Annotated in this window: 31 protein-coding genes; 10 read left to right on the forward strand and 21 right to left on the reverse strand. The window is 66.8% G+C overall.

The window, feature by feature from the left end:
• The first annotated feature begins 82 nt into the window (after positions 1–82).
• Positions 83–604 (forward strand): 3-hydroxyanthranilate 3,4-dioxygenase, encoded by a 522-nt coding sequence (locus AC3A56_RS01175; protein WP_007805084.1) that lies wholly within the window; start codon positions 83–85, stop codon positions 602–604.
• A gap of 6 nt (positions 605–610) precedes the next feature.
• Here the strand turns inward: AC3A56_RS01175 and AC3A56_RS01180 are convergent, their stop codons facing one another.
• Positions 611–1,156 (reverse strand): NUDIX hydrolase, encoded by a 546-nt coding sequence (locus tag AC3A56_RS01180; protein WP_487769063.1) that lies wholly within the window; start codon positions 1,154–1,156, stop codon positions 611–613.
• A 177-nt stretch (positions 1,157–1,333) separates the two neighbouring features.
• On the opposite strand from AC3A56_RS01180, the gene AC3A56_RS01185 reads away from it, so the two are divergent.
• Both AC3A56_RS01185 and AC3A56_RS01190 read left to right on the forward strand, forming a co-directional pair.
• A complete protein-coding gene (locus AC3A56_RS01185) occupies positions 1,334–2,863 on the forward strand; it encodes an amino acid permease (protein ID WP_487769064.1) in 1,530 nt (509 codons plus the stop codon).
• A gap of 89 nt (positions 2,864–2,952) precedes the next feature.
• Positions 2,953–4,413: an amino acid permease gene (locus AC3A56_RS01190; RefSeq protein ID WP_487769065.1), complete on the forward strand. Its 1,461-nt coding sequence runs from the start codon at positions 2,953–2,955 to the stop codon at positions 4,411–4,413.
• A 409-nt stretch (positions 4,414–4,822) separates the two neighbouring features.
• Here AC3A56_RS01190 and AC3A56_RS01195 read toward each other — a convergent pair whose 3' ends face one another.
• The gene (locus AC3A56_RS01195) at positions 4,823–5,155 is read right to left on the reverse strand and encodes a high-potential iron-sulfur protein (RefSeq protein ID WP_056718783.1); all 333 of its coding nucleotides are present in this window, start codon (positions 5,153–5,155) and stop codon (positions 4,823–4,825) included.
• Between the two features lie 164 nt (positions 5,156–5,319).
• Between AC3A56_RS01195 and AC3A56_RS01200 the strand changes: the two genes are divergently transcribed.
• The 4 genes from AC3A56_RS01200 to AC3A56_RS01215 are packed head-to-tail and all read left to right on the forward strand — an operon-like array spanning position 5,320 to position 8,290.
• Complete coding sequence (locus AC3A56_RS01200; RefSeq protein ID WP_487769066.1) at positions 5,320–5,970, forward strand: methylthioribulose 1-phosphate dehydratase; 651 nt, start codon at positions 5,320–5,322, stop codon at positions 5,968–5,970.
• Positions 5,967–6,518, forward strand: a complete 552-nt coding sequence (locus AC3A56_RS01205) for a 1,2-dihydroxy-3-keto-5-methylthiopentene dioxygenase (RefSeq protein WP_487769067.1) — start codon at positions 5,967–5,969, stop codon at positions 6,516–6,518. Before AC3A56_RS01200 ends, AC3A56_RS01205 begins: the two co-directional genes overlap by 4 nt.
• 52 nt (positions 6,519–6,570) lie before the next feature.
• Positions 6,571–7,257 carry an acireductone synthase gene (gene mtnC, locus AC3A56_RS01210; RefSeq protein ID WP_487769068.1) on the forward strand — a complete coding sequence of 229 codons (687 nt, stop codon included), beginning with the start codon at positions 6,571–6,573 and terminating at the stop codon, positions 7,255–7,257.
• Between the two features lie 19 nt (positions 7,258–7,276).
• Complete coding sequence (locus AC3A56_RS01215) at positions 7,277–8,290, forward strand: C13 family peptidase (RefSeq protein WP_487769069.1); 1,014 nt, start codon at positions 7,277–7,279, stop codon at positions 8,288–8,290.
• Between the two features lie 9 nt (positions 8,291–8,299).
• Here the strand turns inward: AC3A56_RS01215 and AC3A56_RS01220 are convergent, their stop codons facing one another.
• Positions 8,300–8,707: a DUF6326 family protein gene (locus AC3A56_RS01220; RefSeq protein WP_056718778.1), complete on the reverse strand. Its 408-nt coding sequence runs from the start codon at positions 8,705–8,707 to the stop codon at positions 8,300–8,302.
• Complete coding sequence (locus AC3A56_RS01225) at positions 8,704–9,408, reverse strand: DUF4386 domain-containing protein (RefSeq protein ID WP_056765818.1); 705 nt, start codon at positions 9,406–9,408, stop codon at positions 8,704–8,706. Before AC3A56_RS01225 ends, AC3A56_RS01220 begins: the two co-directional genes overlap by 4 nt.
• Positions 9,409–9,652: 244 nt before the next feature.
• On the opposite strand from AC3A56_RS01225, the gene AC3A56_RS01230 reads away from it, so the two are divergent.
• The gene (locus tag AC3A56_RS01230) at positions 9,653–10,468 is read left to right on the forward strand and encodes an MliC family protein (RefSeq protein ID WP_487769070.1); all 816 of its coding nucleotides are present in this window, start codon (positions 9,653–9,655) and stop codon (positions 10,466–10,468) included.
• A 176-nt stretch (positions 10,469–10,644) separates the two neighbouring features.
• Here the strand turns inward: AC3A56_RS01230 and AC3A56_RS01235 are convergent, their stop codons facing one another.
• Positions 10,645–11,550, reverse strand: coding sequence for a LysR family transcriptional regulator (locus AC3A56_RS01235; protein ID WP_487769071.1), 906 nt, complete (start codon positions 11,548–11,550; stop codon positions 10,645–10,647).
• Between the two features lie 125 nt (positions 11,551–11,675).
• Here AC3A56_RS01235 and AC3A56_RS01240 point away from each other — a divergent pair, with 125 nt between their 5' ends.
• Complete coding sequence (locus tag AC3A56_RS01240) at positions 11,676–12,440, forward strand: SDR family NAD(P)-dependent oxidoreductase (protein WP_487769072.1); 765 nt, start codon at positions 11,676–11,678, stop codon at positions 12,438–12,440.
• 124 nt (positions 12,441–12,564) lie between these two features.
• On the opposite strand, the gene AC3A56_RS01245 is transcribed toward AC3A56_RS01240, so the two are convergent.
• Positions 12,565–13,566: a zinc-dependent alcohol dehydrogenase family protein gene (locus AC3A56_RS01245; protein WP_487769073.1), complete on the reverse strand. Its 1,002-nt coding sequence runs from the start codon at positions 13,564–13,566 to the stop codon at positions 12,565–12,567.
• 130 nt (positions 13,567–13,696) lie between these two features.
• Between AC3A56_RS01245 and AC3A56_RS01250 the strand changes: the two genes are divergently transcribed.
• The gene (locus AC3A56_RS01250; protein WP_487769074.1) at positions 13,697–14,548 is read left to right on the forward strand and encodes a LysR family transcriptional regulator; all 852 of its coding nucleotides are present in this window, start codon (positions 13,697–13,699) and stop codon (positions 14,546–14,548) included.
• Between the two features lie 30 nt (positions 14,549–14,578).
• Here the strand turns inward: AC3A56_RS01250 and hisIE are convergent, their stop codons facing one another.
• The 15 genes from hisIE to gltX form a co-directional block, all read right to left on the reverse strand.
• Positions 14,579–15,205, reverse strand: a complete 627-nt coding sequence (gene hisIE / locus AC3A56_RS01255; RefSeq protein WP_487769075.1) for a bifunctional phosphoribosyl-AMP cyclohydrolase/phosphoribosyl-ATP diphosphatase HisIE — start codon at positions 15,203–15,205, stop codon at positions 14,579–14,581.
• A 17-nt stretch (positions 15,206–15,222) separates the two neighbouring features.
• Positions 15,223–15,993: an imidazole glycerol phosphate synthase subunit HisF gene (gene hisF / locus AC3A56_RS01260; protein ID WP_487769076.1), complete on the reverse strand. Its 771-nt coding sequence runs from the start codon at positions 15,991–15,993 to the stop codon at positions 15,223–15,225.
• Positions 15,987–16,715 (reverse strand): 1-(5-phosphoribosyl)-5-[(5-phosphoribosylamino)methylideneamino]imidazole-4-carboxamide isomerase, encoded by a 729-nt coding sequence (hisA, locus tag AC3A56_RS01265; protein WP_056718746.1) that lies wholly within the window; start codon positions 16,713–16,715, stop codon positions 15,987–15,989. Before hisA ends, hisF begins: the two co-directional genes overlap by 7 nt.
• A complete protein-coding gene (hisH, locus tag AC3A56_RS01270; RefSeq protein ID WP_487769077.1) occupies positions 16,712–17,302 on the reverse strand; it encodes an imidazole glycerol phosphate synthase subunit HisH in 591 nt (196 codons plus the stop codon). The genes hisA and hisH overlap by 4 nt, the downstream gene beginning before the upstream one ends.
• Complete coding sequence (gene hisB / locus AC3A56_RS01275) at positions 17,302–18,369, reverse strand: bifunctional histidinol-phosphatase/imidazoleglycerol-phosphate dehydratase HisB (RefSeq protein WP_487769078.1); 1,068 nt, start codon at positions 18,367–18,369, stop codon at positions 17,302–17,304. The genes hisH and hisB overlap by 1 nt, the downstream gene beginning before the upstream one ends.
• Entirely contained in the window at positions 18,366–19,457 is a 1,092-nt protein-coding gene (hisC, locus tag AC3A56_RS01280) for a histidinol-phosphate transaminase (RefSeq protein WP_487769079.1), read from the reverse strand. The genes hisB and hisC overlap by 4 nt, the downstream gene beginning before the upstream one ends.
• Positions 19,454–20,752, reverse strand: coding sequence for a histidinol dehydrogenase (hisD, locus tag AC3A56_RS01285; protein WP_487769080.1), 1,299 nt, complete (start codon positions 20,750–20,752; stop codon positions 19,454–19,456). Before hisD ends, hisC begins: the two co-directional genes overlap by 4 nt.
• 13 nt (positions 20,753–20,765) lie before the next feature.
• Positions 20,766–21,659, reverse strand: a complete 894-nt coding sequence (gene hisG / locus AC3A56_RS01290) for an ATP phosphoribosyltransferase (protein WP_056718741.1) — start codon at positions 21,657–21,659, stop codon at positions 20,766–20,768.
• On the reverse strand, positions 21,656–21,991 hold the full coding sequence (locus tag AC3A56_RS01295) for a YerC/YecD family TrpR-related protein (protein ID WP_056718740.1): 336 nt from the start codon (positions 21,989–21,991) through the stop codon (positions 21,656–21,658). Before AC3A56_RS01295 ends, hisG begins: the two co-directional genes overlap by 4 nt.
• Before the next feature lie 187 nt (positions 21,992–22,178).
• Positions 22,179–22,340 (reverse strand): 30S ribosomal protein THX, encoded by a 162-nt coding sequence (locus AC3A56_RS01300; RefSeq protein WP_007805033.1) that lies wholly within the window; start codon positions 22,338–22,340, stop codon positions 22,179–22,181.
• Positions 22,341–22,406: 66 nt separating this feature from the next.
• Entirely contained in the window at positions 22,407–23,375 is a 969-nt protein-coding gene (locus tag AC3A56_RS01305) for a cation diffusion facilitator family transporter (RefSeq protein ID WP_487769081.1), read from the reverse strand.
• A gap of 46 nt (positions 23,376–23,421) precedes the next feature.
• A complete protein-coding gene (locus tag AC3A56_RS01310; protein WP_056718738.1) occupies positions 23,422–23,856 on the reverse strand; it encodes a MerC domain-containing protein in 435 nt (144 codons plus the stop codon).
• Between the two features lie 94 nt (positions 23,857–23,950).
• Positions 23,951–24,439, reverse strand: a complete 489-nt coding sequence (locus AC3A56_RS01315; protein ID WP_056718737.1) for a transcriptional repressor — start codon at positions 24,437–24,439, stop codon at positions 23,951–23,953.
• A 28-nt stretch (positions 24,440–24,467) separates the two neighbouring features.
• The gene (locus AC3A56_RS01320; protein ID WP_487769082.1) at positions 24,468–24,770 is read right to left on the reverse strand and encodes a hypothetical protein; all 303 of its coding nucleotides are present in this window, start codon (positions 24,768–24,770) and stop codon (positions 24,468–24,470) included.
• A 33-nt stretch (positions 24,771–24,803) separates the two neighbouring features.
• The gene (gene gltX, locus AC3A56_RS01325; RefSeq protein ID WP_487769083.1) at positions 24,804–26,219 is read right to left on the reverse strand and encodes a glutamate--tRNA ligase; all 1,416 of its coding nucleotides are present in this window, start codon (positions 26,217–26,219) and stop codon (positions 24,804–24,806) included.
• Positions 26,220–26,263: the final 44 nt, after the last annotated feature.

Here is a 26,263-nt window from a genome sequence, read left to right on the forward strand (position 1 = left end):
AAGCCGCCCGGGTCGCCCGGGCGGCTTCTTTTGTGACGATGGCGGCGCTATGGTGCGAGCTGGTTCCCCGCGAGCATTGCGCATGGCCCTGTTGCCGCCCCTCGACCTGCAGCGCTGGATCGACGAACACCGCCACCTGCTGAAACCGCCGGTGGGCAACAAGTGCATCGTCGACGGCGACTTCATCATCATGATCGTGGGCGGCCCGAATGCGCGCACCGACTACCACTACGACGAAGGCCCCGAATTCTTCTACCAGCTTGAAGGCGAGATCACGCTGAAAGTTCAGGACGACGGCGTGGCCCGCGACATCCCCCTGCGCGCAGGAGAGATCTTCTACCTGCCCCCGCGCGTGCCGCATTCACCGAACCGCGCCGCCGGCTCGATCGGGCTGGTGATCGAGCGTCGCCGCATGACCGGCGAGAAGGATGGCCTGATGTGGTTCTGCGAGCAGTGCAACCACAAGCTGTACGAGGAGTATTTCACCCTCGACAGCATCGAGAGTGATTTCCCGCCGGTGTTCGAACGCTTCTATCGCTCGATCGATGCGCGCACCTGCAGCGAATGCGGCCAGGTCCATCCGGCGCCGGAAAAATACGCGTAGGGCGGGCTACCGCTCCAGCCACTTGCGCGCCATCCGTCGCAGCGAAGCATCGAGTGTCTCGTCAGCGGCCACCTCGCCCACCGGTCGCCATGCCAGCGCATGCGATTCGGCATTGACCACAAACGATTCGTCGGTCCCCGCGCGCACCATGTAGCGCACGTCGTAATGCCAGTGTTCCGGCTCGTTCGCGCGGGCGGGGATGCGGTGTCGATCAATGTCGAAGATGTCGCCCTCGACGCGAAGACCGGTCAGGCCGGTTTCCTCTTCCGCCTCGCGCAGGGCGACCCGGGCAAGATCCGTGTCGCCATCGGCATGACCACCCGGCTGCAACCAGCGGTCCAGCTTGCGGTGATGCATCAGCAGCACGCGCCTGCCGTCGCCGCTGATCAGCCAGGCCGAGCCGGTGAAGTGGCCGGCGACGTTGCTCCGCTCGAATCCATGCGCGTGCGCATGCAGAAAACTGTCGAACTGCGCGACGACCGCGGACTCCCCCTGCCATTGGTCACGGTAGCGCTGGAAAGCTTCGAACATGATGATGATCGGTTGCTGCATGGATGTCCCGCGATGAGTGGAACGACTGCCTGAAAGCCGGTCGCGGCATGTTTCGCCGCAACATGAGTGGAGCTTGTACAACCTTTGCCGCATGGGCTATGTTGGCCCGCCATTGCCCACCCGTTTCATCCATCCGCCGCAGAGCGGACGCGGGCAAAATCACCTGAGGGGAAGTTGATGATAAAAGGTCTATTTGCCACTCACACGATCGAGGCAATGCCTCACGTGGACGCTGGCGAACCCGTCGAAGGCGGCGCCGAGGGCGAAGTCACTCTAAAGCGCGTACTGACGGCTCGGCATCTGGTGATGCTCGGCATCGGTGCAGTGATCGGCGCCGGCATCTTCGCCATCACTGGCACGGCGGCGGCACAGTTCGCCGGCCCCGCACTCATTTTCAGCTTTCTGATCGCAGCGTTTGCCTGCGGTCTGGCCGGCATGTGCTACGCGGAGTTCGCCGCGATGCTGCCAGTGTCCGGCAGTGCCTACTCCTACTCCTACGCGACCCTCGGCGAAGTGGTGGCCTGGTTCATCGGCTGGGCGCTGGTGCTCGAATACCTGTTCGCTGCATCGACCGTGGCGGTCGCCTGGTCGGGTTATTTCGGCGAGATGCTGCGAATGCTCAGCTCGATGACGGGCGTGAATTTCACCCTGCCCGCAGCGCTCTCGTCGGCGCCGCTCACCTTCGCCGAAGGCGGTCACAAGTTGGTTTTCACCGGCGCGCTGATCAACCTTCCGGCGATCCTCATCGTCGGGGCGATCAGCTGGCTGTGCTACATGGGCATCACCCAGTCGGCCACGGTCAACGCGATCATCGTGGCGATCAAGGTCACCGTGATCGTGCTGTTCCTGATCGTGATGTTCAACTACATCAATGCCGACCTGTGGCATCCCTTCATCCCGGCGAACGAGGGCGGTTCGAAGTTCGGCTGGAGCGGCATCTATCGCGGCGCCACCCTGGTGTTCTTTGCCTACATCGGCTTCGACGCGGTTTCCACCGCCGCCGGCGAAGCGAAGAATCCACAGCGCGACATGCCGATCGGCATCCTCGGTTCGCTGCTGATCTGCACCGTGCTGTACATCGCGATGGCTGCGGTCATGACCGGCACCACGCCGTTCCGCATGCTCAACACGCCCGAGCCGGTCGCCACCGCGATCAACTATGTGCTCGGCAATGTCGCCCCCGGCTCCGCCTCCAGCTACCTGCTGGGCTCGCTGAAGGTCCTGGTGGTGTTCGCCGCACTGGCCGGCCTGAGCTCGGTGATCCTGGTGATGCTGATGGGCCAGCCGCGCATCTTCTATTCGATGTCGCGCGACGGACTGTTGCCCAAGGCGCTGGGCAAGCTGCATTCGAAGCACCGCACCCCGTACATCGGCACCATCCTGGTGGGTGTGATCGCCTGCCTCCTGGCCGGCCTGTTCCCGGTGGACGTGCTCGGCGACCTGGTCTCGATGGGCACCCTGCTCGCCTTCGCCACCGTATGCATCGGCGTGCTGGTGCTGCGTCGTACCCGTCCGGAACTGCCGCGCGCGTTCCGCGTGCCGCTGCCGTGGCTGGTCTGCCCGCTGGGCGCCTTCGCCTGCATGTTCCTGTTCTGGCAGGCCTTCCAGGTGCGCTGGCCGCTGCTGGTGGGCTGGATCGTCATCGGCTTCCTGGTCTACGCCTTCTACGGCTACCGCAACAGCAAATTGCGCCAGAGCGCGCAGTGACACCCGGCGGCCGGCGCCCACCACGCCGGCCGCTGCGTTTGAGGGGTTCCGTCGACGGAGCCTGATGTCCGCCTTCGAAGACGAATCCCATGCTCAAGCAGTTGCTCGCCCGCAAGACCGATTTCAGCAATGACGACCACGGTCACGGCCCGGGACTGCGCCGCACCCTCGGTCCGTGGGGCATCACCGCGCTGGGCATCGGCGCCGTCATCGGCACCGGCATCTTCGTGGTCACCGGCACGGCGGCGGCGGAACATGCCGGTCCGGCGGTGCTGATCTCCTTCATCATCGCGGCGATCTGCAGCGGCTTCAGCGCGCTGTGCTACGCCGAATTCGCCACGGTGATCCCGATCTCCGGCAGCTCCTATTCGTACGCCTACGCTTCGCTGGGCGAACTGGCCGCGTGGTTCATCGGCTGGAACATGGTGGCCGAGTACGGCATCTCCGCCTCGGCCGTGGCGGCCAGCTGGACCGGCTATTTCACCAGCCTGCTCGATCACATGGGCCTGCACCTGCCGGTGGCGCTCACCGAGGCGCCGCTGGCGTTCACCGACGGGCGCCTGGTGGTCACCGGCCACCTGTTCAACCTGCCTGCGGTCGCCATCGTGATGGCGCTCACCTGGCTGTGCTACATCGGCATCCGCGAGTCGTCGGGCCTCAACGCGCTGATGGTGCTGGTCAAGGTGGGCCTGATCGTCATCGTGGTGGTCGCCGGCTACCGCTACGTGAACCCGGAGAACTGGCATCCGTTCATCCCGGAACCGCAGGGCGACGGCAAGTACGGCTGGTCCGGCATCATGCGCGGCGCAGCCATGGTGTTCTTCGCCTATATCGGTTTCGAGGCAACCTCGACCGCGGCCCAGGAATGCAAGAATCCGCAGCGCGACCTGCCCTTCGGCATCCTGGTCTCGCTGGTGATCTGCACCGTGTTGTACCTGGCCATGGCCGCGGTGCTGACCGGACTGGTGCCCTACTCCCTGCTCGATACCTCCGAGCCGGTGGTTACCGCAGTGGCCGCCATCCCGCAGCTGGGCTGGCTGCGTCTGGTGGTGGAGATCGGCGCGATGATCGGCCTGTCCTCGGTGATCCTGGTGATGATCATCGCGCAACCGCGCATCTTCATGATCATGGCCCGCGACGGCATGTTGCCGAAGGTGTTCGCCAAGGTGCATCCGCGCTACCGCACGCCGCACATCAACACCCTGATCACCGGCGCCATGATCGCCCTGCTCGCCGCGGTGTTCCCGCTGGACCTGCTGGCCAACCTCACCTCGATGGGTACGCTGATCGCCTTCTCCGCGGTGTGCGCGGGCGTGCTGATCCTGCGTCACACCTTGCCCGATCTGCCGCGCACGTTCCGCGTGCCGTGGGTCTGGTTCACCTGCCTGGCCGGCGTGGCCAGTTGCTTCGCCCTGCTGTTCAGCCTGGACTGGTTCAACTGGGCCATCCTGGGGATCTGGACCCTGCTCGGCTTCGCCATCTACTTCCTGTACAGCCGCCGGCACAGCGCCTTGCGGCTGGCGGCAGCGGCGGCCGGCCCGGAAAGCTGACGTCGGCGATTGGCGCCAAATGTCGCCAAATTTCGATCAATTGCGTCTTAATGATGACTACAGGAAAACTGGCTCTCACGAGGCCTGTTTCACAAATTTTCTGAGAAGTTGAGCGGCAACTCACTGTTTTTGCTTTATTTAACGATAACTTTTCAAGAGAAATCGAGGGGCTGGCCGCCCATTCGGCGAAGTCGGGAGTATCATCGCCAGTCCGCGGGTTGATCACTTGGCAGTGGGCCCCGGATCGCGGCTCGGCTTGTCAGGTGGGTAGCTCCTCAGCCTGACGTGTCCGAGCCGCACTTTTGTCCGAAATTCGCTTCGCGCTTTCGCTCCATGCGGGCGCTCATGAAAAAAGCCGGCGAGAGCCGGCTTTTTTCATGAGCGATGATGCGACCGCTGATGCGCGCGATCAGGCCTTCTTCGGCGTGTGCGACACACACCAGCCTTTGGCATTCACCGACTTGCCCGGGAACAGCTGGCACGGACCACGACCGGTCGCGCCACCGGTATAGAACTGGCAGTTGGCGCAGTCGTCACCGGCCTTGTACTTCGCGTTCGTCGACTTGCTGGCATCCTCGACATAGCCCAGCGCCTTGGCGGTCGGGTCCGCCTCGGTCACCGGCGGCAGGTCGGCCGCACGCGCAAGGCGCGGCAGGCCGCCGACAACCACGGCCGCAGCGGCGGTTCCGGCGGCAACCTTGAGGAATCGGCGACGCGATTCGATATCTTGTTCTTTCGACATGGGCAAGCCTCCGTCGTAACTATCCGGCGCACCCTGCCCCGGACTCGCGCCGATGTTACGCGCCGCGGGCAAATTTTTCCTGACTTGCGAGAATGGCTCTCATTACAGCCAGGGCGAGAATGGCCGCGTGGTATAGTCGGCCTCCATTTGGACGTCCAAAACGCATGATCCAGACACTTCCGGCCACGATACCTGCCAGCCTGTTCGATCAGCGTGCCGACGCCATCGTCGAAGCCGCGCGCGAACTGTCGGAGCTCGGCTGGACGCCCGCGACCAGCAGCAATTTCTCGATGCGCGTCGATGACGCACACGCGGCGATCACGGTGTCAGGCAAGCACAAGGGCCGGCTCGGTCGCGACGACATCATGCTGATCGACCTGGCCGGCAACGCCGTGGGCACCGATGCGCGTCCCAGTGCGGAAACGGCGCTGCATACCCAGATCTACCGGCGCTGGCCGCAGATGCAGGCCGTGCTGCACACGCATTCGCGCACGCAGAGCGTCGCCTCGCGCCTGTACGCCGATGACGGTGTGATCCGCCTGCAGGGCTGGGAGCTGCAGAAGGCCATCAGCGGCTATCACAGCCATGACAGCGTGCTGGAAATCCCGGTGTTCCCCAACACCCAGCACATGCCCGAACTGGTCGTCCGGGTCGATGCCTGGCTCGATGCAGGCAAGCCCCTGCATGCCTACCTGATCGACGGCCACGGCATCTACACCTGGGGCCGCGACATGGCCGAAACCCGGCGCCACCTGGAAGCGCTGGAGTTCCTGCTGGCCTGCGAACTGGACCTGAAACAGCTGAGGGCATCATGAGCCGACTGCACATCTTCGACGAAAGCCGCCCGCAATCCCCGCTGGCGGTGCTGGACGACCATGCCGCCATCGCCGCCGAACTGGGCAGGATCGGCGTGCGCTTCGAACAGTGGGCCGCCACCCAGCCGATCGTGCCCGGCGCCAGCCAGGACGAGGTGATCGCCGCCTACCGCGGCGACATCGACCGCCTGATGGGCGAGAAGGGCTACCAGGCGGTCGACGTGATCAGCCTCACCCCCGACCACCCCGACCGCGCCACGCTGCGCCAGAAATTCCTCAGCGAACACACCCACAGCGAGGACGAGGTGCGTTTCTTCGTGGCCGGCTCCGGCCAGTTCACCCTGCACGTCGACGGCAAGGTCTACGACATCCTGTGCGAACAGGGCGACCTGATCGGCGTGCCCGACGGCACCCGCCACTGGTTCGACATGAGCGAGTCGCCGTACTTCGTGGCAATCCGGCTGTTCACCAACAAGGAAGGCTGGGTAGCGAACTTCACCGGCGACGACATCGCCGCCGGCTTCCCCCGCATGCAGGCGAAGCAGTAACCCGCCCGCACGCAGACGACGCCCCGCTGCCGCGTATCCGAATCCCGAATCCATGACCGAAATCCGCGCCATCGTCACCGACATCGAGGGCACCACCAGCTCGATCGACTTCGTCCGCGACGTGCTGTTCCCGTACGCGCGCAAACGCCTGCCGGCCTTCGTCGAAACCCACGGCGACCGGCCCGAAGTGCAGCACTGGCTGCACGAGGCCGCCCGCGAAGCCGGGCTGATCGAGGCCAGTCGCCAGGACATCATCGAACTGCTGCTGGGCTGGATCGACCAGGACCGCAAGTCCACCGCGCTGAAGGCGCTGCAGGGCATGATCTGGAAGGACGGCTACGAGGCCAGCGACTACCGCGCCCACATGTACCCGGAAGTCGCCGCCCGCCTGCGCCAGTGGCGCGCCGACGGCCTGCGCCTGTACGTCTACTCGTCCGGCTCGGTGCCCGCGCAACAGCTGTTCTTCAGGTACAGCGAGGCAGGTGACCTGGGCCCGCTGTTCGCCGGCTACTTCGATACCGAAACCGGACCGAAGCGCGAAGCCGGGTCGTACCGGCGCATCGCCGAGGCGGTCGGCGAACAGCCGCAGCACCTGCTGTTCCTGTCCGACATCGTCGAGGAACTCGACGCCGCCCGCGAGGCAGGTTTCCAGACCGCATGGCTGGTGCGCGAGCCGCAGGCGCTGCCGGCCACGCCGCGCCACCCGGTCCATCGCGATTTCGACACGATCGCCGTCTGACCGGGCACGCACGTCCGCCATGCGCAACGCCCTGACCATCCTGCTCGCACTCGCCGCCGGCGTGCTGCTGAACGCGTGGTGGTCGGGCCGACCCGCCGTCTCGCCGCATGCGGCCGGCGCTCCCGCAGCCGCCACTTCGGCCATCCTGCCGCAGGACGTGGCGGACCCGGACATGACGGTCGACGATGGCGAGCGCTGGCCCGACCAGGCGCCGACACCGGAGCAGGTGCTCTACGCGCAACCACGGATGATGCGCCAGGCGCTGGCCGAACTCGGCCCGCGCACGCCCGGCAGGCCGAACCTGTACCTGCTGACCTTCGCTGGCGACGGCGGCGAGGACGTGTTCCGCAACGAAGCCGAATACGCCGCCCGGCTGTTCACCCGGCGCTTCGGGCCCGGCACGCACAGCCTGGTGCTGGAGAACAACCCGGCCACCTTGTCCACCCGTCCGCTGGCCAGCTGGAGCAATCTGGAAATGGCGCTCGACGGACTGGGCAAGGTGATGCAGCCCGACGACATCCTGCTGCTCTACGTGACCAGCCACGGCAGCGAGGATCACCAATTGCTGGTCGACATGGACCCGCTGCCGCTGGACCCGATCGGCGCCAGCGACCTCGCCGGCATCCTCGCCCTGCATCCGTTCAAGTGGAAGGTCGTGGTGATCAACGCCTGCTATTCCGGCGGCTTCCTGCCGCCACTGCGCGGCCCCGGCACGATGGTGCTCACCGCCGCCCGCAGCGATCGCAGCTCGTTCGGCTGCGGCAGCGACTCGGACATCACCTATTTCGGCAAGGCCTGGCTGGTCGATGCGCTGAACCACAGCGACAACTTCGCCGACGCATTCACCCGGGCCCGCAACGATATCGCCGCGTGGGAAAAACAGGACAACCTCACCCCGTCCGAACCGCAGATCGATATCGGCAGCGGCATCCGCGATCAGCTGGCGCGGTGGCGCAAGGGCATCACTCCCGGGCCGGCGATACCGTTCGAACCCGCGGCACCGGCGGCGGCCGGCAGCCGCCCGACGCCCTAGCCCGCCGCATCAACTCCGTGGCCAGCGCCACGCCATGGCGGCGATCAGCAGCGACAACGCCACCTCGATCACGCCCAGCACGATGTAGAACCACCACGCGCCCGGCATCGTCAGCAGCATGATCGCCGTATAGAACAGGCCCAGCCCGATGTTGAGCCAGCGGCACAGCCGGGGCGGCAGCAGCAGCGACAGGAACACCATCAGCCCCGGCACGGCCAGCAGCAGGGCGGTGCCGACCAGGGTCGCCTCGCTCACCGGACCGACCGGCCCTTCCCCGCCCAGCATGCCCTGCAACTTGCCCGGCACGTAGAGGCCGAAGTAGTCGCCGTAGATGTAGCAGAACATCAGCGCCGTCCACAGCGCCGACAGCTTGAAGCGCACGTGCAACTTGATGTCGACCAGGGATGTGGCGCTCATGTCGCACTCCTCGGATGAGCTTGTGCACCACCTGCCCGCACGCCCATCAGCAGCAGCCACAGGCAGGTGCCGATCTCGCCCAGGGCTGCCGGCAGGTGGACGTAGTTGGAAAACGCCGTGTCTGCATATCCCGGCAGCAGCAAGTCGGCAAACACGTCCACCAGGTAGCCGATACCGCCCAGCATCAGCAGCAAGCCAGCCAGGCGCGGCAGCATGCCGCTGGTGCACACGAGATAGCCGAACGGCAACAGCCACAGCCCCCAGAACAGGCTGGCCACGAAAATGGCGTGGCCATACGACCTCAGGGCAAGCAATGCCAGCGGCGTCATCGTCTCTATCGGCAAGCCATGGCTATCGGTCAACAGCCACAGTGCATCGAGTCGATGCATCACCCCGATCAGGGCGATCGGCACGGCCGTGACCGCCAGCACGACCATCGCGACGGCCGCGCGCTGGTGAACGCGATGAAGCAGGCGAAACAGCAACAACGGCAGCAGCAGGAAGGCCACCTGTTCGATCATGAAGGAGACGATGCCCGCGCGGAACAAGGCTTCGTGCGCCACGATATTGGCCAGCATGGCCGGCGGATCGCCTGGCGCAGCAAGCCTGCCCGGCACATAGCCCAGGCTGAAGAAGCCGGTCACGACCACCACCAGATAGACCAGCCCCGCACAGCGGGCCAGCCGGTTTTCGTTCGTCATGTGACCCCCGCGATCCATCACCTCGCCTTGCGGCGTCCTCTCGGCAGTGTCGATGCAGCGAGATCGTCCCTTGAGTGCCGGAAGTAACACAGTGATCGCCAGGCTCTGACAAGAGCTTCGCGATCCGGGTGTTAACTTCCTCGACCGTCTTCCAGGGAACCCGGCAATGAAAAGACCCACTGCAAACAGGACTCCTGCCGAGGCAGGCCGTCGTCTGCCAGGAGCCACGCCGGATCGGACGATGTTGCGTACGTTCCTGATCGCCGCCCTGGCGCTGACACTGATGGCCTGTACTTCGCAGTCGCCGCAGACCGACGCCACCCAGGCCGACGCGGCCCCGCCAGGCGCGGCCAATACGCGGATCATTGCCTGCGCGTCGTCGCAGCTCGCCCTCACCCTCGATCCCGCTGGCGGGCGTTTCAACGGCATGTCGCATTCGGGCACGATGCTGGTCCTGCGCAACACCGGCGCGGCCGCCTGCACGATCCCTGCGCGCCCGCTGCCGAGCTTCGCGGATTCCGGCGGGCAGACGCTGAACATCGTGGCGCAAACTCCGACCGGGCCGGATGCCGCCTCGCATTCCCCGATCACGCTCGCGCCGGGCGCGGTCGTCACCAGCGACATGCGCTGGGTGTCGGGCGACGTCTACGACAACGGCCATTGCGAAGCACCGGCCCGGCTCACGCTCGCGCTCGGCCAGCAACGGATTTCCGCCGCGTTCACCGGCCGCCTGTGCGGCGCCGGCGGCCAACCGTCCGCCTATGCGTTGAGCCCGTTCACGCCCGTCGCGGCGCCCTTGTCCACTATGGCCAAGCCGATGGCTTATGCCTGCGATGACGGACGCACCGTGCAAGCCGTCTATCCCGACACCGATACCGCGACGCTCACCTTCGACGACCGGACCCACCACCTGCACATCGCCGTGTCCGCCAGCGGCGCGCGCTACGTGGACGATCACTGGCAATGGTGGAGCAAGGGCATGCACGACGCCTGGCTCGCCAAGCTCAGGCCCCGCGAAAACATCGCATCAGCCCGCGGCGTCCACTGCGTAGCCCCGTGAGGACTGGAACTCACCCGCTGAACAATCCGGGAGGGATCAATCTGGTCGAAAGCGCATCTGCGACCTTGCACGGAGGAAGCTGCCGCCGCGCACGCTTGGTGCTTCCATGGATGTCGGCGGCACGGCGAGATTGCCGTGCCGGCTTGGCGTAATCGGTGGCGTGACGTTGCCCTGGCTCACGATCCCGCGTTCCACTCGCCGCATTCGGCCAGCCAATCCATGAACACGCGCACGCGCCGTGGCAAGTGCCGGCGACTGGCATATAGCAGGCTCACCGGCATCGGTTCGGCGCGATGGTCCACCAGTAATTCCTTCACCAGGCCGGCATCGACCAGATGCCGCATGCCCGCCACCGGCGCCTGGATCAGGCCCAGGCCAGCCACGCACGCGGCCTGGTAGCTGTCGGTGTTGTTGACGGTGACTGCACCGGCAAGCGGCAGCACGTGCACACCCGCTTCGTCGACGTACTCGAAGCCGTCGGAAGTGCCGCCGAAGTTCTGCGCGTAATGCACCATCCGATGGCCGTCCAGCTCGGCCGGAGTGCGCGGCTCGCCATGCGCCGCCAGGTAGGCGGGACTGGCGAATGTGCCGATGTCGTAACTGCCCAGCGGCCGCGCCACCAGGTTGTCGACATCTTCCAGAACGCCTACCCGCAGCACGCAATCGAAACCCTCGCGAACCAGGTCGACGCGTCGGTCCGCGCAGCTCAGCTCCAGCTCGATGCCGGGATGCGCGGCCAGAAACTCCGGCAGACGCGGTAGCACGAAGGCGCGGGCCGCGGTGGTCGGCATGTCCACGCGCAGCCGTCCGCGCAGGTGGCGGTCGTCGTCGCGGAACATCGACTGCAGTTCATCGAACGCGTCCAGCGCGTCGCGGCAGCGCTCCAGGAATGCCAGGCCGTCCTGGCTCGGCTCGACCCGGCGCGTGGTTCGATGCAGCAGGCGCGTTCCCAGCAGTGACTCCAGCCGCTGCACGGCATTCGATGCGCTGGCCTTGGGCAAACCCAGGTCGGCGGCGGCTTGGGTGAAGCTGCCGCGCTCGGCCACGCGGACGAAGATTTTCATGGCATCGATGTCGTGCATGCGTATTGTTATCCATATATGAACATTCAAATCATATACTGATTATTTATTGCGATCATGACTACCAATAGTCTGGCACCCACCCAACCACGCCGGACTGTTCCGGCCAACACCAAGGACCTGCCATGACTATCCCGACTCCCATCGCCCTGATCACCGGGGGCAGCCGCGGCCTCGGTCGCAACGCCGCCATCGCCCTGGCCCGCCAGGGCACGGACGTGATCCTTACCTTCCGCAGCGGCATCGACGACGCGCGCGCTGTCGTGGCCGAGATCGAGGCGCTCGGTCGCCGCGCGGCAAGCCTGCAGCTGGATGTGTCGGAAGCGAGCGGGTTTCCCGGGTTCGCCGACGCGGTACGCAAGGTCCTCGCCGATCATTGGCAACGCGAGCACTTCGACTTCCTGCTCAACAACGCCGGCATGGGCCTGGTCGCGCCCATCGCCGATACCACGCCGGAGCAGTTCGACACGATGATGGCCGTCCATCTGAAGGGCCCCTTCTTCCTGACCCAGGCCCTGCTGCCGCTGATCGCCGATGGCGGCCGCATCATCAACGTCTCCTCCGGCCTGACCCGCTTCGCGCTGCCCGGCTACGCGGCCTACGCCAGCATGAAAGGTGGCGTGGAGGTGCTCACCCGTTACCTGGCCAAGGAACTGGGCGCACGCGGCATCCGGGTCAATACGCTGGCCCCGGGTGCGATCGAAACCGATTTCGGCGGCGGCGCGGTACGCGACAACGCGGCACTCAACACCTTGATCGCCGGCAACACGGCGCTGGGCCGCGCCGGCTTGCCCGACGACATCGGCGGTGCCGTGGCGGCACTGCTCGCCCCGGGCAGCGGCTGGATCAACGCGCAGCGCGTGGAGGCTTCGGGCGGCATGTTTCTCTGACGGTCGCGGGGTGCGCCAGTCCTGCATCGACGACATCTGCGCTTCACGATCTCATCGAGACAACTGACAGGCACCGAGGCGACGGATGGCCAGGCGTTCCGGCCGGGCCATCCGTCGCGATGCTTCATCCCTGGATGCTGACCACCACCTTGCCGCGCGCCTGTCGCTGCTCGATCAAGGCATGGGCTTCACCGACCGTGGCCAGCTCGAACCGGCGCGCGTCCAGCAGCGGCCTGACCATCCCTGCCTCGGCCAAGCGCGTGGCTTCGCGCAGGATCTCGCCGTGATGCGGCTTGCCTTCGCCGGTCAGCAAGGGCAGCAAGGTGAACACGCCGGAATAGGTGGCGGCCCTGAACGAGAGGGGCGCCAGCGCGTGCGTACCCCAACCCAGCGAGCTGACCACGTGGCCGAAACGCGCCACGGCCCTGAACGATGCATCCAGGCTCGCGCCGCCGGCGGTGTCATACACTACGTCGAAACCGCGACCGGCCGTATGGACGGCTATCTGTTCTTCGACCGGCATCTGCTCGTGGTCGATCGGCGTCGCGCCCAGTTGCTGGCTGATGCCACCGCGCGCCGCGGTGTCCGTGGCGAAAACGGTCGCGCCGAAAGCACGGGCAATCTGGATCGCCATGCTGCCCACGCCGCCCGCGCCGCCTTGCACCAGCACGGTCTGGCCAGCGCCTACGTGAGCACGATCCACCAGACCTTCCCACGCGGTGATGAAGACCAGCGGCAGCGAGGCCGCCTCGCGCACGCTGAAGTGCGCGGGCTTGAGCGCCAGCAGGCTGGCATCCACGGCGGCATATTCGGCCAGCGAACCCTGCACGCCACCGACACCACCCGTCATGCCGTAGACCTCGTCACCCACCCGAAGGCCGGTGACGCCCGCACCCAGCGCGACGACGACGCCGGCCATGTCGATGCCCAGGATCGCCGGCAGCGGATGACGGGCGTGTTCGGCGGCACCGCTGCGGATCTTCAGGTCCAGCGGATTGACGCCACTGGCCATGATGCGCACCAGCACCTGGCCCGCCTGCGGCACGGGGCGGGCGATGCTGGTCAGGCGGAATGGGGCGCCGTGGTTTTCAAGAACGGCGGCTTGCATGGAGGAAGCGATAGTCATGGCGTACTCGGCGTGGGAGGAAGTGGTCTCCACGCTACGCCCGTCAATTTCGTTTGAAAATCCAATATTTTGCATTTTATCCATGCATAATTGCATGGCTTCCGACCTGGCTTTCCAACGAGGTGCCGCGATGGAATGGAGCGATCTGCGTGTCTTCCTGGCCATCGCACGCGAGGGCACGCTCGGTGCCGCCGCGCGCAAGCTGGGACAAACCCAGCCCACCATGGGCCGCCGGTTGCAGGCACTGGAAAACGCCGTGGGACACAAGCTGTTCCAGCGCACCTCGGAAGGTTTCGTGCTCACCGATGAAGGGTCGGCGGTACTCAACCACGCCGAACGCATCGAGGACGAAGCACTCGCGTTCCAGCGCCAGCTGGCCGGCCAGGAACGCCAACTCGACGGCCTGCTGCGGATCACCGCCTCGGACTGGTTCGCCGAACACCTGCTGACACCGGTCATCGCGGAATTCGCTCGGGCCTATCCGCGCGTCACCGTCGAACTGCTGACCGACACGCGTTTCCTCAGCCTGTCACGCCGCGAAGCCGACCTGGCGTTCCGCATCAAGCCGTTCGACGAACCCGACATCGTTTCGCGCAAGCTGCTGCACATGCCGTACGGCGTGTACATGGCTGCCGATTATCCCCTGCCCCGCGCCGGCGATGGCGAAGGTGCCGGGCTGATCACCATGGACAGCGCCTTCGGCAACATGCCCGACGTCGCGTGGTTGCAGCGCGTGCTCCCGAATGCCCGCGTGGCGTTTCGCAGCAACGCGCGCGCCGTGCAGGCAAGAATGTGCATGCAGGGTTCAGGCGTTGCGGTCCTGCCGCGTCCATTGGGCGATGCGCTCGACGGCTTGCGGCGCATCGACCTGGGCGAAGAGCCACCGGCGCGTGAAACCTGGATCGGCTATCACCGCGACATGCGCCGGCTGGCGCGGCTGAGGGCGCTGCTGGACCTGGTGGTTGCGCGGTTGGCCAACTGAGAACGACAGGAGAAAGACGCCTTCGCCTCTCTATCCATCACGGTGCCGGTCAGCCAGTACGTTCACTGCATCCGCCAGTGACAACCCGCGGGCCCGCAACGCCACGGTGAGGTGAAACAGCAAGTCCGCCGCTTCGCCCAGCAACTCGTCATCTCCCTGCGCCACGGCGGCCAGTGCCGTCTCGACACCCTCCTCGCCCACCTTCTGCGCGATGCGGCGAATGCCGCCGTCGAACAGCGTGGTGGTGTAGCTGCCTTCGGGACGCTCGGCGTGCCGCTGCGCCACCAGCGCGTCGAGTTCGGCGAGAAAACCTAGCGGCGGTCGCACGTTAGCGCCGTCGCCGAAGCAGCTGGAGGTGCCGGTGTGGCAGGTGGGGCCGCGTGGGTCGGCCTGGATCAGCAAGGTGTCGGCGTCGCAGTCGATGCGGACCGACTTCAGCACGAGCACGTGACCGGAGCTTTCGCCCTTGGTCCACAGCCGCTGCTTGCTGCGGCTGTAAAAAGTGACGTGGCCGCTGCGCTGCGTTTCGGCCAAGGCCGCGGCCGTCATGTAGCCCAGCATCAGCACTTCGCCGGTGAGCCAGTGCTGCACGATCGCCGGCAGCAGGCCATCGCCCTTGGCCCAGTCGAGGCGGCTGGTATCGGTGTTGTCGCTCATCGTTGCTTCCTCGTGGCTCACCGGCGCACCGCTACGCCACATTCGTGCAGGTAGTGCTTGAGTGCGGGGATCGCGATGGCGCCGGAGTGGAACACGCTGGCGGCCAGCGCGCCGTCGACGTCGGCATCAACGAAGGCATCGCGAAAATGTTCCGGCGCGCCGGCGCCACCGGAGGCGATCAGCGGCACGTGGCAGATTGCCCGGGCGACGGAGAGTTGTTCGAGGTCGTAACCCGCGCGCACGCCGTCGCTGCCCATGCAGTTCAGCACGATCTCGCCCGCACCGCGCTGCTGTGCCTCGACCATCCAGTCCAGCGTGCGGCGTGCCAGCGCCTGGGTTTTCGTGGGGTCGCCGGTGTACTGGCGCACGCGCCATTCACCATCGGCGTCGCGCAACGAGTCGATGCCGACCACCACACACTGCACGCCGAACGCGGCAGCCAGTTCGTCGATCAGCGCGGGGCGTTCCAGCGCGGGCGAGTTCACCGAGATCTTGTCGGCGCCCGCGTGCAGCACGGCGCGGGCCTCGTCGACCGAGCGGATGCCGCCGGCGACGCAGAACGGAATGTCGATCACGCGGGCAACCTTCTCGACCCAGCCGCGATCCACGCTGCGCCCTTCGGGGCTGGCGGTGATGTCGTAGAACACCAGTTCGTCGGCGCCTTCGTCGCGATAGCGCAGCGCGAGATCCACGATCTCACCCATCACCACGTGATCGCGGAAGCGCACGCCCTTGACCACCTGGCCATCGCGCACGTCGAGGCAGGGGATGATGCGGCGACTCAGCATGCGAGTGCTTCCTCGACCGTGAAGCGTCCTTCCAGCAGCGCGCGGCCGAGAATCACGCCACATGCGCCGGCTTCGCGCGCCGCGCGGATGTCGTCCAGCGAACGCACGCCGCCGGAAGCCTGCACCGCCAGCGACGGAACGGACTCGGCAAGATGGCGATAGAGATCGAGATTGAAACCGGCCAGCATGCCGTCGCGGTCGATGTCGGTGCACAGCAGGTGGCGCGCACCGCGGGCGGCATACCACGGCGCCAGTTCGTCCAGCGTACGCGCCTCGACTTCGGTCCAGCCCGCGCTGGGCAGCGCCCAGCGTCCGTCGACATGGCGCGTGTCCAGCGCGAGGGTCAGGCGTTCCGTGCCGTATTTGGCCAGCCATCCGGCGACGCGTTCGGGATCGCGGATCGCCACGCTGCCCAGCACCACGCGCTGCACGCCGGCATCGAACAGTCGCTGCAGATCGGCTTCCTCGCGCGCGCCGCCGCCGGCCTGGATCGCCATGCCGTCGGCAGCGATCGACGCGATCACCGCGAGATTGTCGAGCCGGCCCGAGCGCGCGCCGTCCAGGTCGACCAGGTGCAGCCATGCTGCGCCGGCCTGCGCGTAGCGCTTTGCCAGCTCGCGCGGATCGGCCGCGTAAGTCGTCTGCTGCGCATAGTCGCCCTGCTTCAGGCGCACCACCTGGCCGCCGCGCAGGTCGATGGCGGGAATGATGTCGAAACTCATAGGTCGAGGAAATTCTGCAGGAGCTTCGCGCCGACGGCGGCGGAGCGCTCGGGGTGGAATTGCATGCCGTGGAAATTGTCGCGGGCGATCACTGCGGAGAACGGCTCGCCGTAATCACTGTCGGCCAGCGTCCATTCCCCCGTCGGCACGGCGTAGCTGTGCACGAAGTAGGCCTGCTCGCCGTCGTCGAGCCCGGCCAGCAGCGGATGTTTCCGCCGGATCGACAACGCGTTCCAGCCCATGTGCGGCACGCGCAGGCCGGGCGCTTCGACGAAGCGGCGAACCGGCGCGGGAATCACCCCGAGGCATGCGGTATCGCCCTCCTCCGAATGCGTGCACAGCAACTGCATGCCCAGGCACACGCCGAGCACCGGCTGGGTCAACCCGCGCAAAACCTCGACCAGGCCCAGCTCGCGCAGCCGCGCCATGCCGGGGCCAGCCGCGCCGACGCCGGGCAGGATCACCTTGTCGGCGGCGCGGATCGTTGTCGCGTCGGAAGTCAGCGCGGCGTCCACGCCGAGCCGCTGCAACGCATAGCGCACCGAACCGATATTGGTGCCGCCCGCATCGACCAGCACCACGCTCATTACAGCGCACCCTTGGTGCTCGGCAGCTCGCTGCCTTCGCGGCGCAGCGCCTGGCGCAAGCTGCGCGCCACTACCTTGAAGCAGGCCTCGACCATGTGATGCGCGTTGTCGCCGCGCACGCTCAGGTGCAGGTTTGCGCCCAGCGTTTCGCACAGCGAGCGGAAGAAATGCGGCACCAGCTCGGTCGGCACCTCGCCCACACGCTCGCGGGGGAAGCTGCCTTCGAACACGAAACATGGACGGCCGGACAGATCCAGCGCCGCGCTGGCTTGCGCTTCATCCATCGGCAAGGTGAAGCCGTAACGGCCGATGCCGCGCTTGTCGCCCAGCGCCTGCTTCAGCGCCTGGCCCAGCGCCAGTGCGCAGTCCTCGATGGTGTGATGTTCGTCGATGTGGGTGTCGCCATCGCAAGCCAGCTCAAGCGCGAAGCCGCCGTGCTTGCCGATCTGTTCCAGCATGTGGTCGAAGAAGCCCAGGCCGGTATGTGCCTGCGGTTCGGCCACGCGATCGAGATCCACGCTGACCGTGATGCGGGTTTCCTTCGTGTTGCGCACCACCGTGGCGGTACGCGGCGCGTCGAGCAGTTCGTGGGCCAGCGCTTCCCAGCTCACTCCGAGCGAACCGACGCGACAGCCGCGCACACCGAGATTGGCGGCGAACTGCAGGTCGGTCTCGCGATCGCCGACCATCGCCGAGGCGGCCCGGCTCCAGCTGTCGTCGGCCAGGTAATGGCGTGCCAGGCCGATGCCGGGCTTGCGCGTGTCGAGACCCTCATGCGGGAAACTGCGGTCGATCAGCACCTCGCGGAAGCGGATGCCTTGCGAGGCGAGGATGCCCAGCAGCAAGTCATGCGGCCCGGTGAAGTCGGCTTCAGGGAAACTGTCGGTGCCCAGACCATCCTGGTTGGTGACCATCACCAGTTCGTAGCCCGCGGCCACAAAGCGCTGCAACGCGGCGATCACGCCCGGCAACAAGGCCAGCTTCGCGTAGCTGTCGATCTGCTCGTCGGCTGGCTCCTCGATCAGGCAGCCGTCACGGTCGACGAAGAGGAACTTTGTCTGCTTCATGCCGATCCCTCGGAAAGATCCCGGCCTTGCGTCGCCGCACTCTCCAGGACGGCGAGCATCCGGTCGTTCTCGGCCGGCGTGCCGATGGTGATGCGCAAGGCGTCACCCAGCTTCGGATAGCGCCGCACGTCGCGCACCACCACACCGGCGGCCAGCAGGCGCTGGTAGATCGCGCCGGCGTCGTCGAAGCGCACGGCGAGGAAGTTCGCCTGTGACGGCAGCACGCCGCGCACGCAGGGCAGCGCGGCCAGCGTGCCGCGCACCCGTTCGTGTTCGTTGCGCAGCACGGCCAGGTGTTCGCGCGCCTGCGCCTGCCCCGCTTCGGAAAGCGCCGCCATCGCGGCAGCCACGCACGGCAGCGGCAGCGGGTATGGCGGCATGATCCGGCGCAGCAGCGCGATCACTTCGGGATTGGCCAGCAGGCAGCCGATGCGTGCACCGGCCAGCGCCCAGGCCTTGGACAAGGTGCGCAGCACGGCGAGGCCTTCGTAACGATCGATGAGATCGGCCACGCTGCGCTCGAAGGCAAATTCGATGTACGCCTCGTCCACCACCAGCAAGGCGCGCCCGTCGAGCTGCTGCAGCAGACGCTCGACATCCTCGCGTGGCACGCACTGGCCACTGGGATTGTTCGGCGTGCAGACGAAAATCAGCTTCACCGCGGGTGTGACGGCAGCGAGCACCGCATCCACGTCCAGCGTGAAGTCATCCGCCAGCGCCACCTCGATCACTGCCGCGTTCTGGATGCGGGCGCAGACGCCGTACATGCCGAAAGTGGGCGGCTGGATCAGGATCGCGTCCTCGCCTGCACGGCAGAACCCGCGAATCAGCAGGTCGATGGCTTCGTCGCTGCCCCGGCCGACCAGCAGTTGCTCGTGGCGCACGCCGTACAGGGCGGCCAGGGTCGCGACCAGCGCCGCCGGCTGCGGTTCCGGGTAGCGATTGCAGCCCAGGCCATCGTCGCCCGGCGGCGGCCAGGCCGATTCATTCGCGTTGAGGAAAACCTGTCCGCCGCTGGCCTCCATGCGCGCCGAGGAATACGGCTGCATCGCGCGGATCTCCGGCCGGGCCAGCTCGAGCACGCTCATGCCAAGGCCTCCAGTCGCAGGGTCACGGCGCGGCGGTGCGCCTCCAGTTGCTCGGCCGCCGCCAGCGTCGCGGTGCACGGGCCGATCTGGCGCAGGCCGTCGGCAGACACTTCCTGCACGCTGATCTGCTTCTGGAAACTGGCCACCGACACGCCGCTGTAGCTGCGCGCGTGGCCGTACGTGGGCAGCACGTGGTTGCTGCCGCTGCAGTAGTCGCCGACGGACTCGGGCGTCCACTGGCCGAGGAAGATCGAGCCGGCGCTGTCGATGCGCTCGAGCAGCGTGCGCGGCTCGGCGACCTGCAGGATCAGGTGTTCGGGAGCGTAGCGGTTGCTGACCTCGACCGCCTGCGCCAGCGATTCGACCAGGACCAGCCGGCTCTGCGCCAGCGCCTGTCGTGCGATGTCGGCGCGCGGCAAGTCGGCGCATTGCCGCTCGACTTCCGCCGCCACCCTGGCCAGCAGATCGGTGGACGGGCTGAGCAGGATCACCTGCGAATCCGGCCCGTGCTCGGCCTGCGACAACAGGTCGGCGGCGACGAACGCCGGGTTGGCCGCCGCGTCGGCAATCACCAGCACCTCGGACGGACCGGCCGGCATGTCGATCGCCGCGCTGTCGGGATCGGTCGACACCTGCAACTTCGCCTCGGTCACCCACGCATTGCCCGGCCCGAACAGCTTGTCGCACCGGGGCACGCTGTCGGTGCCGTAGGCCATCGCGGCGATCGCCTGGGCGCCACCGAGCTTGAATACCTTGTGCACGCCGGTGAGCCGGGCCGCGTACAGCACCGCCTCGTCGCAACGGCCATCGGCGCGTGCCGGCGAGCACAACACCACCTCGCGACAGCCAGCGATCTGCGCCGGCACGCCCAGCATCAGCGCGGTCGACGGCAACGGCGCGCTACCGGCCGGCACGTACAGGCCGACCCGGCCGATCGGGCGCAGCATCCGTTCCACCCGCACGCCCGGCGCGGTATCGACGGCCACCGGCTGGAGTGCGCTGGCGCGATGGAACAGCTCGATGCGTTCGGCCGCCTCGCGTATCGCCGCCTTCAACGCGGGATCGAGCACGGCCTCGGCGACGGCGAACTCAGCCTCGTCCACGGCGATCGCTTCCAGCGCGCAGCGATCGTATTGCGCGCTGAACTCGCGCAACGCGGCATCGCCACGCGCGCGCACGGCAGCGATGATCTGCCCGACGCCGTGACGCAAGGCCTCCGCCCGCGACTGCGCCGGTCGCGCCAGCGCCTCGCGACGGGCGACTTCATCCAGTGCGTTCCAGTCCAGACGCTTCATGCGAATCTGCTCTTCATGCCAGCATTTTCTCCACCGGCAACACGAACATCTCGCGCGCGCCGGCCTTCTTGATCTCCTCCAGCTGCCGCCAGCTCACCTCGCCGGCGCACAGCGCCTGCAGCATCAGCTGGTCGGGCTGGCCCGCCACCGGTAGCAGGGTCGGCTGCGGGCCACCGGGCAACAGGCGGGTCACCGCGTCCAGCGTGTGGCGCGAGGTCTGCAGCAGCAACAGGCGCGATTCGCGCACCTGGATCACGCCGTCCAGCCGCTTCAGCAGCAGCTCCAGCATGTCGCCGCGTTCGTCCACCGGCAGGGTCAGCGGGCCGGCCAGCACCGCTTCGCTTTCCAGCAACACGTCGGTTTCGCGCAACTGGTTCGCCACCAGGGTGCCGCCGCTCTGCACCAGGTCGCAGATCGCGTCGGCGGTGCCCAGCTTGGGAGCGATCTCGACCGAACCGGCCAGGGTCACCACGCCCGCATCGATGCCGCGGCTGCGCAGCCATTCGCCGAGCAGGCCGGGGTACGAGGTGGCGATGCGGGTGCCGGCCAGATCCTTCGGCTCCCCGTAAGCCATGTCCTGGGGTACCGCGATCGACAGGCGGCAGCGGCCGAAACCGAGCGGCCGCAATTCGTCGAGCGGCTCGCCGTCACGCCCGGCGGTGAGCTGGAACTCGCCCAGCACGTTGCGCCCGACGATGCCCAGGTCGCACACGCCCTGGGCGATCAGCCCCGGGATATCGTCATCCCGCACCAGCAGCAGATCCACCGGCTCGCCTTCGCCGAAGCAGAACAGCTTGTCGCGGCTTTGCCGGAAGGTCAGTCCGCAACGGGTCAGCAGGTCCAGCGCCGGTTCGGTCAGCCGGCCGGATTTCTGCATCGCGATGCGCAGGCGATCGCGCGGCTTCATGCCTTCTTCCTTGCCGCCTGAGCCTGTTTCCTTGCCGCCCGGGCCGCCGCGGCCAGATAGCCGCCGCTGCCCTGGGTGAGGTAGCGCGCGACCCGGCCAATGGTGGTGATGCTGACCGCGGTGCGCTCGTGGATCTCGCGGTAAGGCACGCCTTCGAGCAGGTACGGCACTACCCGCCAGCGATCGACCAGCACTTCAAGTTCCGCCGGCGTGCACAGGTCGCTGAGAAAGGCGCCCATCTCCTCGCTGTTGCGCAGGGACAGCAAGGCCTCGCAGAGACTCTGCTCGGCGGAGCCTGGCGGGGATTCGGGATCGAGCGATCGACGCTTCATAATGTACTAACGCGTTAACACAGTGGAGCGCATCATACATGGCAGGCGGCCATGCAGCAAACCCTCGTCGAACCCCTGCCCTGGCGGTTCAGCCAGCGGCCGGTCTCACACCGACTCCCGATTCCCCAAAAGCAAAAACCCCCGCCAAGGCGGGGGTTTTCTTGCAGCAATGCCGGGCGAAGCTGGCTCAGGCCGACTTCTTCTTCGGCGCCGCCTTCTTGGCCGCAGCCGGCTTGGTCACGGTCGGCTTGGCACCGACCACGGCCGGCAGCGCGCCGTGTGCACGGGTATTGCCGTAGCTGCCGCGGTAGGTCTTGCCGCGACGGGTCTTGCGATCGCCCTTACCCATGGGAACTCCTTGATTTATTGGATGAACGGCCTGCCATCATAGCAGCGTCCCGGCATGGCGGGATAGTCAGCGACGAGCGTGTCCCGCACAGTCCCCGGACGGGTCGGGACACGCCCCGGGATCGATCTGCACGGTCACGTGGCGGACCTCGAAACGCTCCAGCAGCAGGCGCTTGATCGACTGCAGCACCAGGGCGCCGTCCGCCCGCTCGTCCAGCTCGGCATGCACGGTCGCCATGCGTGACCCCGAGGCGAGCTGCCACACGTGCAGGTGGTGGATATCGCGGATACCCGGCGCCGCCGTGCGCAGCGAGCTCTCCATTTCGCTCGTATCCAGGCCATCGGGCACGCCTTCCAGCAGGATATGCGCCGACTTCCGCAGCAAGCGCCACGCACTGTTCAGGATCAGCAGCGAGACCAGCAGCGACAGCAGCGGATCGGCCCACAGCCAGCCGAACCAGCGGATCGCCAGCGCCGCCAGCACCGCCGCCAGCGAACCGAGCAGGTCGCCAAGCACATGCAGGCTGGCGCCGGCGAGGTTGACGTCGTCATGCGCATGCCCGTGCAGGGTGCGCAGCACCAGCGCATTGACCAGCAGACCGGCGACGGCGACCGCCAGCATCACGCCGGAAAGGATCAGGCCCGGATGGCGCAGGCGCATCACCGCCTCCCACGCGATCCACGCCACCAGCACGAACTGGCTCAGCGCATTGACGAAACCCGCCAGCACTTCCATCCGGCCATAACCGTAGCTGCGCCTGGCATCGGCCGGGCGGGTGGCCATCCACGCACCGACCACGGCCAGCAACAGGGCCAGCGTGTCGACCATCATGTGTGCCGCATCGGCCAGCAAGGCCAGCGAACCGGACCACAGGCCGCCGATCACCTCGACGATCATCATGATGCCGGTCAGAACCAGCGCCAGCAGCAGTTTGCGGCTGCTTCCACCCGCCACGTGCTCGTGGGCGCCGTCATGCGCCTGCCCCGTGGCATGTTCGCAGCCGTGAGGCTGGTGGTGATGGTGCGGCGTATTCATGCGCGCATGCTAGGAATCGGCATGGCCGTTACACAATCACCGCGGCTCAATGCGCGCACTGCGGACCGTGCACGTGGACGCCATCACGATGGCTGTCCAGCCGCAGGTTGACGAAGTGCGCCGCCGCCAGCAGCATGCCGCCGCAAGTCACCAGCACGCTGTGCAGGATCGGCGAGCCCAGGTCGATGAAGGCGATGCCGAGCAGCAGCAGCGACAGTCCCGGCACGGCCAGGCGCAGCGGCAGGCGGCGCCGGTGCCTGCGATAGCCGCGCACCAGCACCAGCGATGCCAGCACGCAGGCGCACAACACGAAGATGCGTTCGAAGCGATGGTCGGCCAGGAATTCCATGCCAATCAGCGGCAGCAGGGCCAGCACGAACGGCAGCAGCGCACAGTGGATCGCGCACAGGAACGATGCCATCGCGCCAACGCGATCGGCCAGGTGCCACCAGCGGGATTTGTTCGACTGCTCGGGATTCATCGATTGACCCGGCGCCGCCCGACGGGGCGACTCCATGTCCGGTGGCAACATGTTACTTTATAACACTACGGCCCGCCAGCCCCGTGGACCCACCTCAGCCCTTGCGGCAGTTCCGGCAGGTGCCGTGCACTTCCAGGGTCTGCGCCTGCGGCCGGAAACCCAGCGCCTTCGCCTGTGCCTCGATCAGTTCGGCCACGCGCTCGTCGCAGACTTCCTGGGCGCTGGAGCAGATGTCGCAGATCAGGAACGGTACCTGGTGCGCCTCGGCCGGGTGATGGCAGGAAACGAAGGCATTGATCGATTCCAGCTTGTGGATGAAGCCGTTCTCGAGCAGGAAGTCGAGCGCGCGATAGACGGTGGGCGGCGCCGCATTGCCGTGCTTCTCGCGCAACTGGTCGAGCAGGTCGTAGGCCTTCACCGGCTTGTGCGCGGCGGCGATCAGCTCCAGCACTTCCTTGCGCAGCGGGGTGAGGCGCAGGCCGCGTTCTTCGCTGGCATGCTCCACGGCGCGCACGAAACCCTTCGCATCATCGTGGTGATGCGCGTGGTGCGGATGCGGGTTGCTGGCGGCGTCGTGGCTCAAGATGTCACCTCGTACGGATCATACACCGCTACCTGCGCGGTACCGGACGGCGGTTCTGTGGCAGCGGTGGTGGCTTCGCCGGTGGCAGCCGGCGGGGCTTGCGCAGGATCACGATCCAGCCGATCGGCCCCAGCACCCAGGCCCAGACGATGCTTTCCAGCAAGCGCCCGCGCCACCAGCCCAGCAAGGCTCCCACCGCGACAAACAGCAGGTTCCACCAGAACATGGCTGCCCACGGCAGCATATTCAACAGGTTGAAGAAGACGTGCCAGAACGCGCCCGGTGCGTCGGGATCGACGCCCTGGGTGGCCCTGGCCAGCCATTCGTCCATGCCGCGCTCAGTGCGCCATCAGCGAAAACCGCATCAACCGCGGGCCATCGCGATGGCAGCGTCGATGCGCTTGAGTGCTTCGGCGCGACCGGCCAGGTACAAGGTCTGATCGATCGACGGCGACACCTGGGTGCCGGTGATCGCCACCCGCAACGGCTGAGCGATCTTGCCCATGCCCAGTTCCAGCTGCGCCGCCACCTGCTCGATCACCTGATGGATCGGCCCGGGCTGCCATTCGCATTCGGCCAGCAGCGACTTCGCCGCTTCCAGCACGGCCGGTGCACTGCCGTTCTTCAGGTGCTTGGCGACGGCCTTGTCGTCCCACTCGGTGATCGGGCCATACCAGATCGCCGCGCGCTCGGTCATTTCCTTCAGCGTGTGCACCCGATCGCGCAAGGCCACGATGACGTCGACCGGCGCGGGGCCCTGGCTGAAATCGATGCCGGCGCGCTGCAGGTGCCATTCGAACTCGGCCGCCAGCGACTTGGGCTCGTCGGTCTTCAGATAATGCTGGTTGAGCCAGGCCAGTTTCTCGGTGTCGAAACGCGAGGCGGCCTTGTTGCAGTCGCCGATGTCGAACAGCGCGATCATCTCCTCGCGCGAGAAGATTTCCTGGTCGCCATGCGACCAGCCCAGCCGCACCAGGTAGTTGAGGATCGCGTGCGGCAGGAAGCCGTCGGCGCGATAGTCCATCACGCTGACCGCGCTGGTGCGCTTGGACAGCTTCTTGCCTTCCTTGTCCAGGATCATCGGCAGATGCGCGAACTCCGGCACCGGCGCGCCCAGCGCCTTGTAGATGTTGATCTGGCGGGGCGTGTTGTTGACGTGGTCGTCGCCGCGGATCACCTCGGTGATGCCCATGTCGATGTCGTCGACCACCACGGCGAAGTTGTAAGTCGGCCAGCCGTCGGAGCGGAAGATCACCAGGTCGTCCAGCTCGGTGTTGGCCCACTCGATGCGGCCCTTCACCTTGTCCTCGAACACCACCGAACCCTCGTGCGGGTTGCGGAAGCGGATCACCCGGTTGGGGTCTTCTCGACGGGCCTCATGAAAGCCGGGCTCGTTGTGGTCGCGGTAGTGACCGTTGTAGCGGGGCTTCTCGCCCGCCGCCATCGCGGCCTCGCGCATCGCCTCGATCTCGGCCTTGCTCTCATAGGCGTAGTAGGCGTGGCCGGCGGCGAGCAGCTGGTCGGCAACTTCCTTGTAACGCTGCAGCCGCCGGGTCTGGTAGAACGGGCCCTCGTCGGCGTCCAGATCCAGCCAGTGCATGGCGTCGAGAATCGCCTGCACCGCCTCGTCGGTGGACCGCTCGCGATCGGTATCCTCGATGCGCAGGATGAATTCACCGCCGCGACGGCGCGATTCGAGCCAGCAATACAGCGCAGTGCGCGCACCTCCGATGTGCAGGAAACCGGTGGGGCTGGGGGCGAAGCGGGTGCGTACGGTCATCGGTAGTCGGCAGCGAAGGCGAAGCTGCCGATTTTAACCGATCT

It is taken from the genome of Rhodanobacter sp. Soil_C_14 (assembly GCF_057657335.1).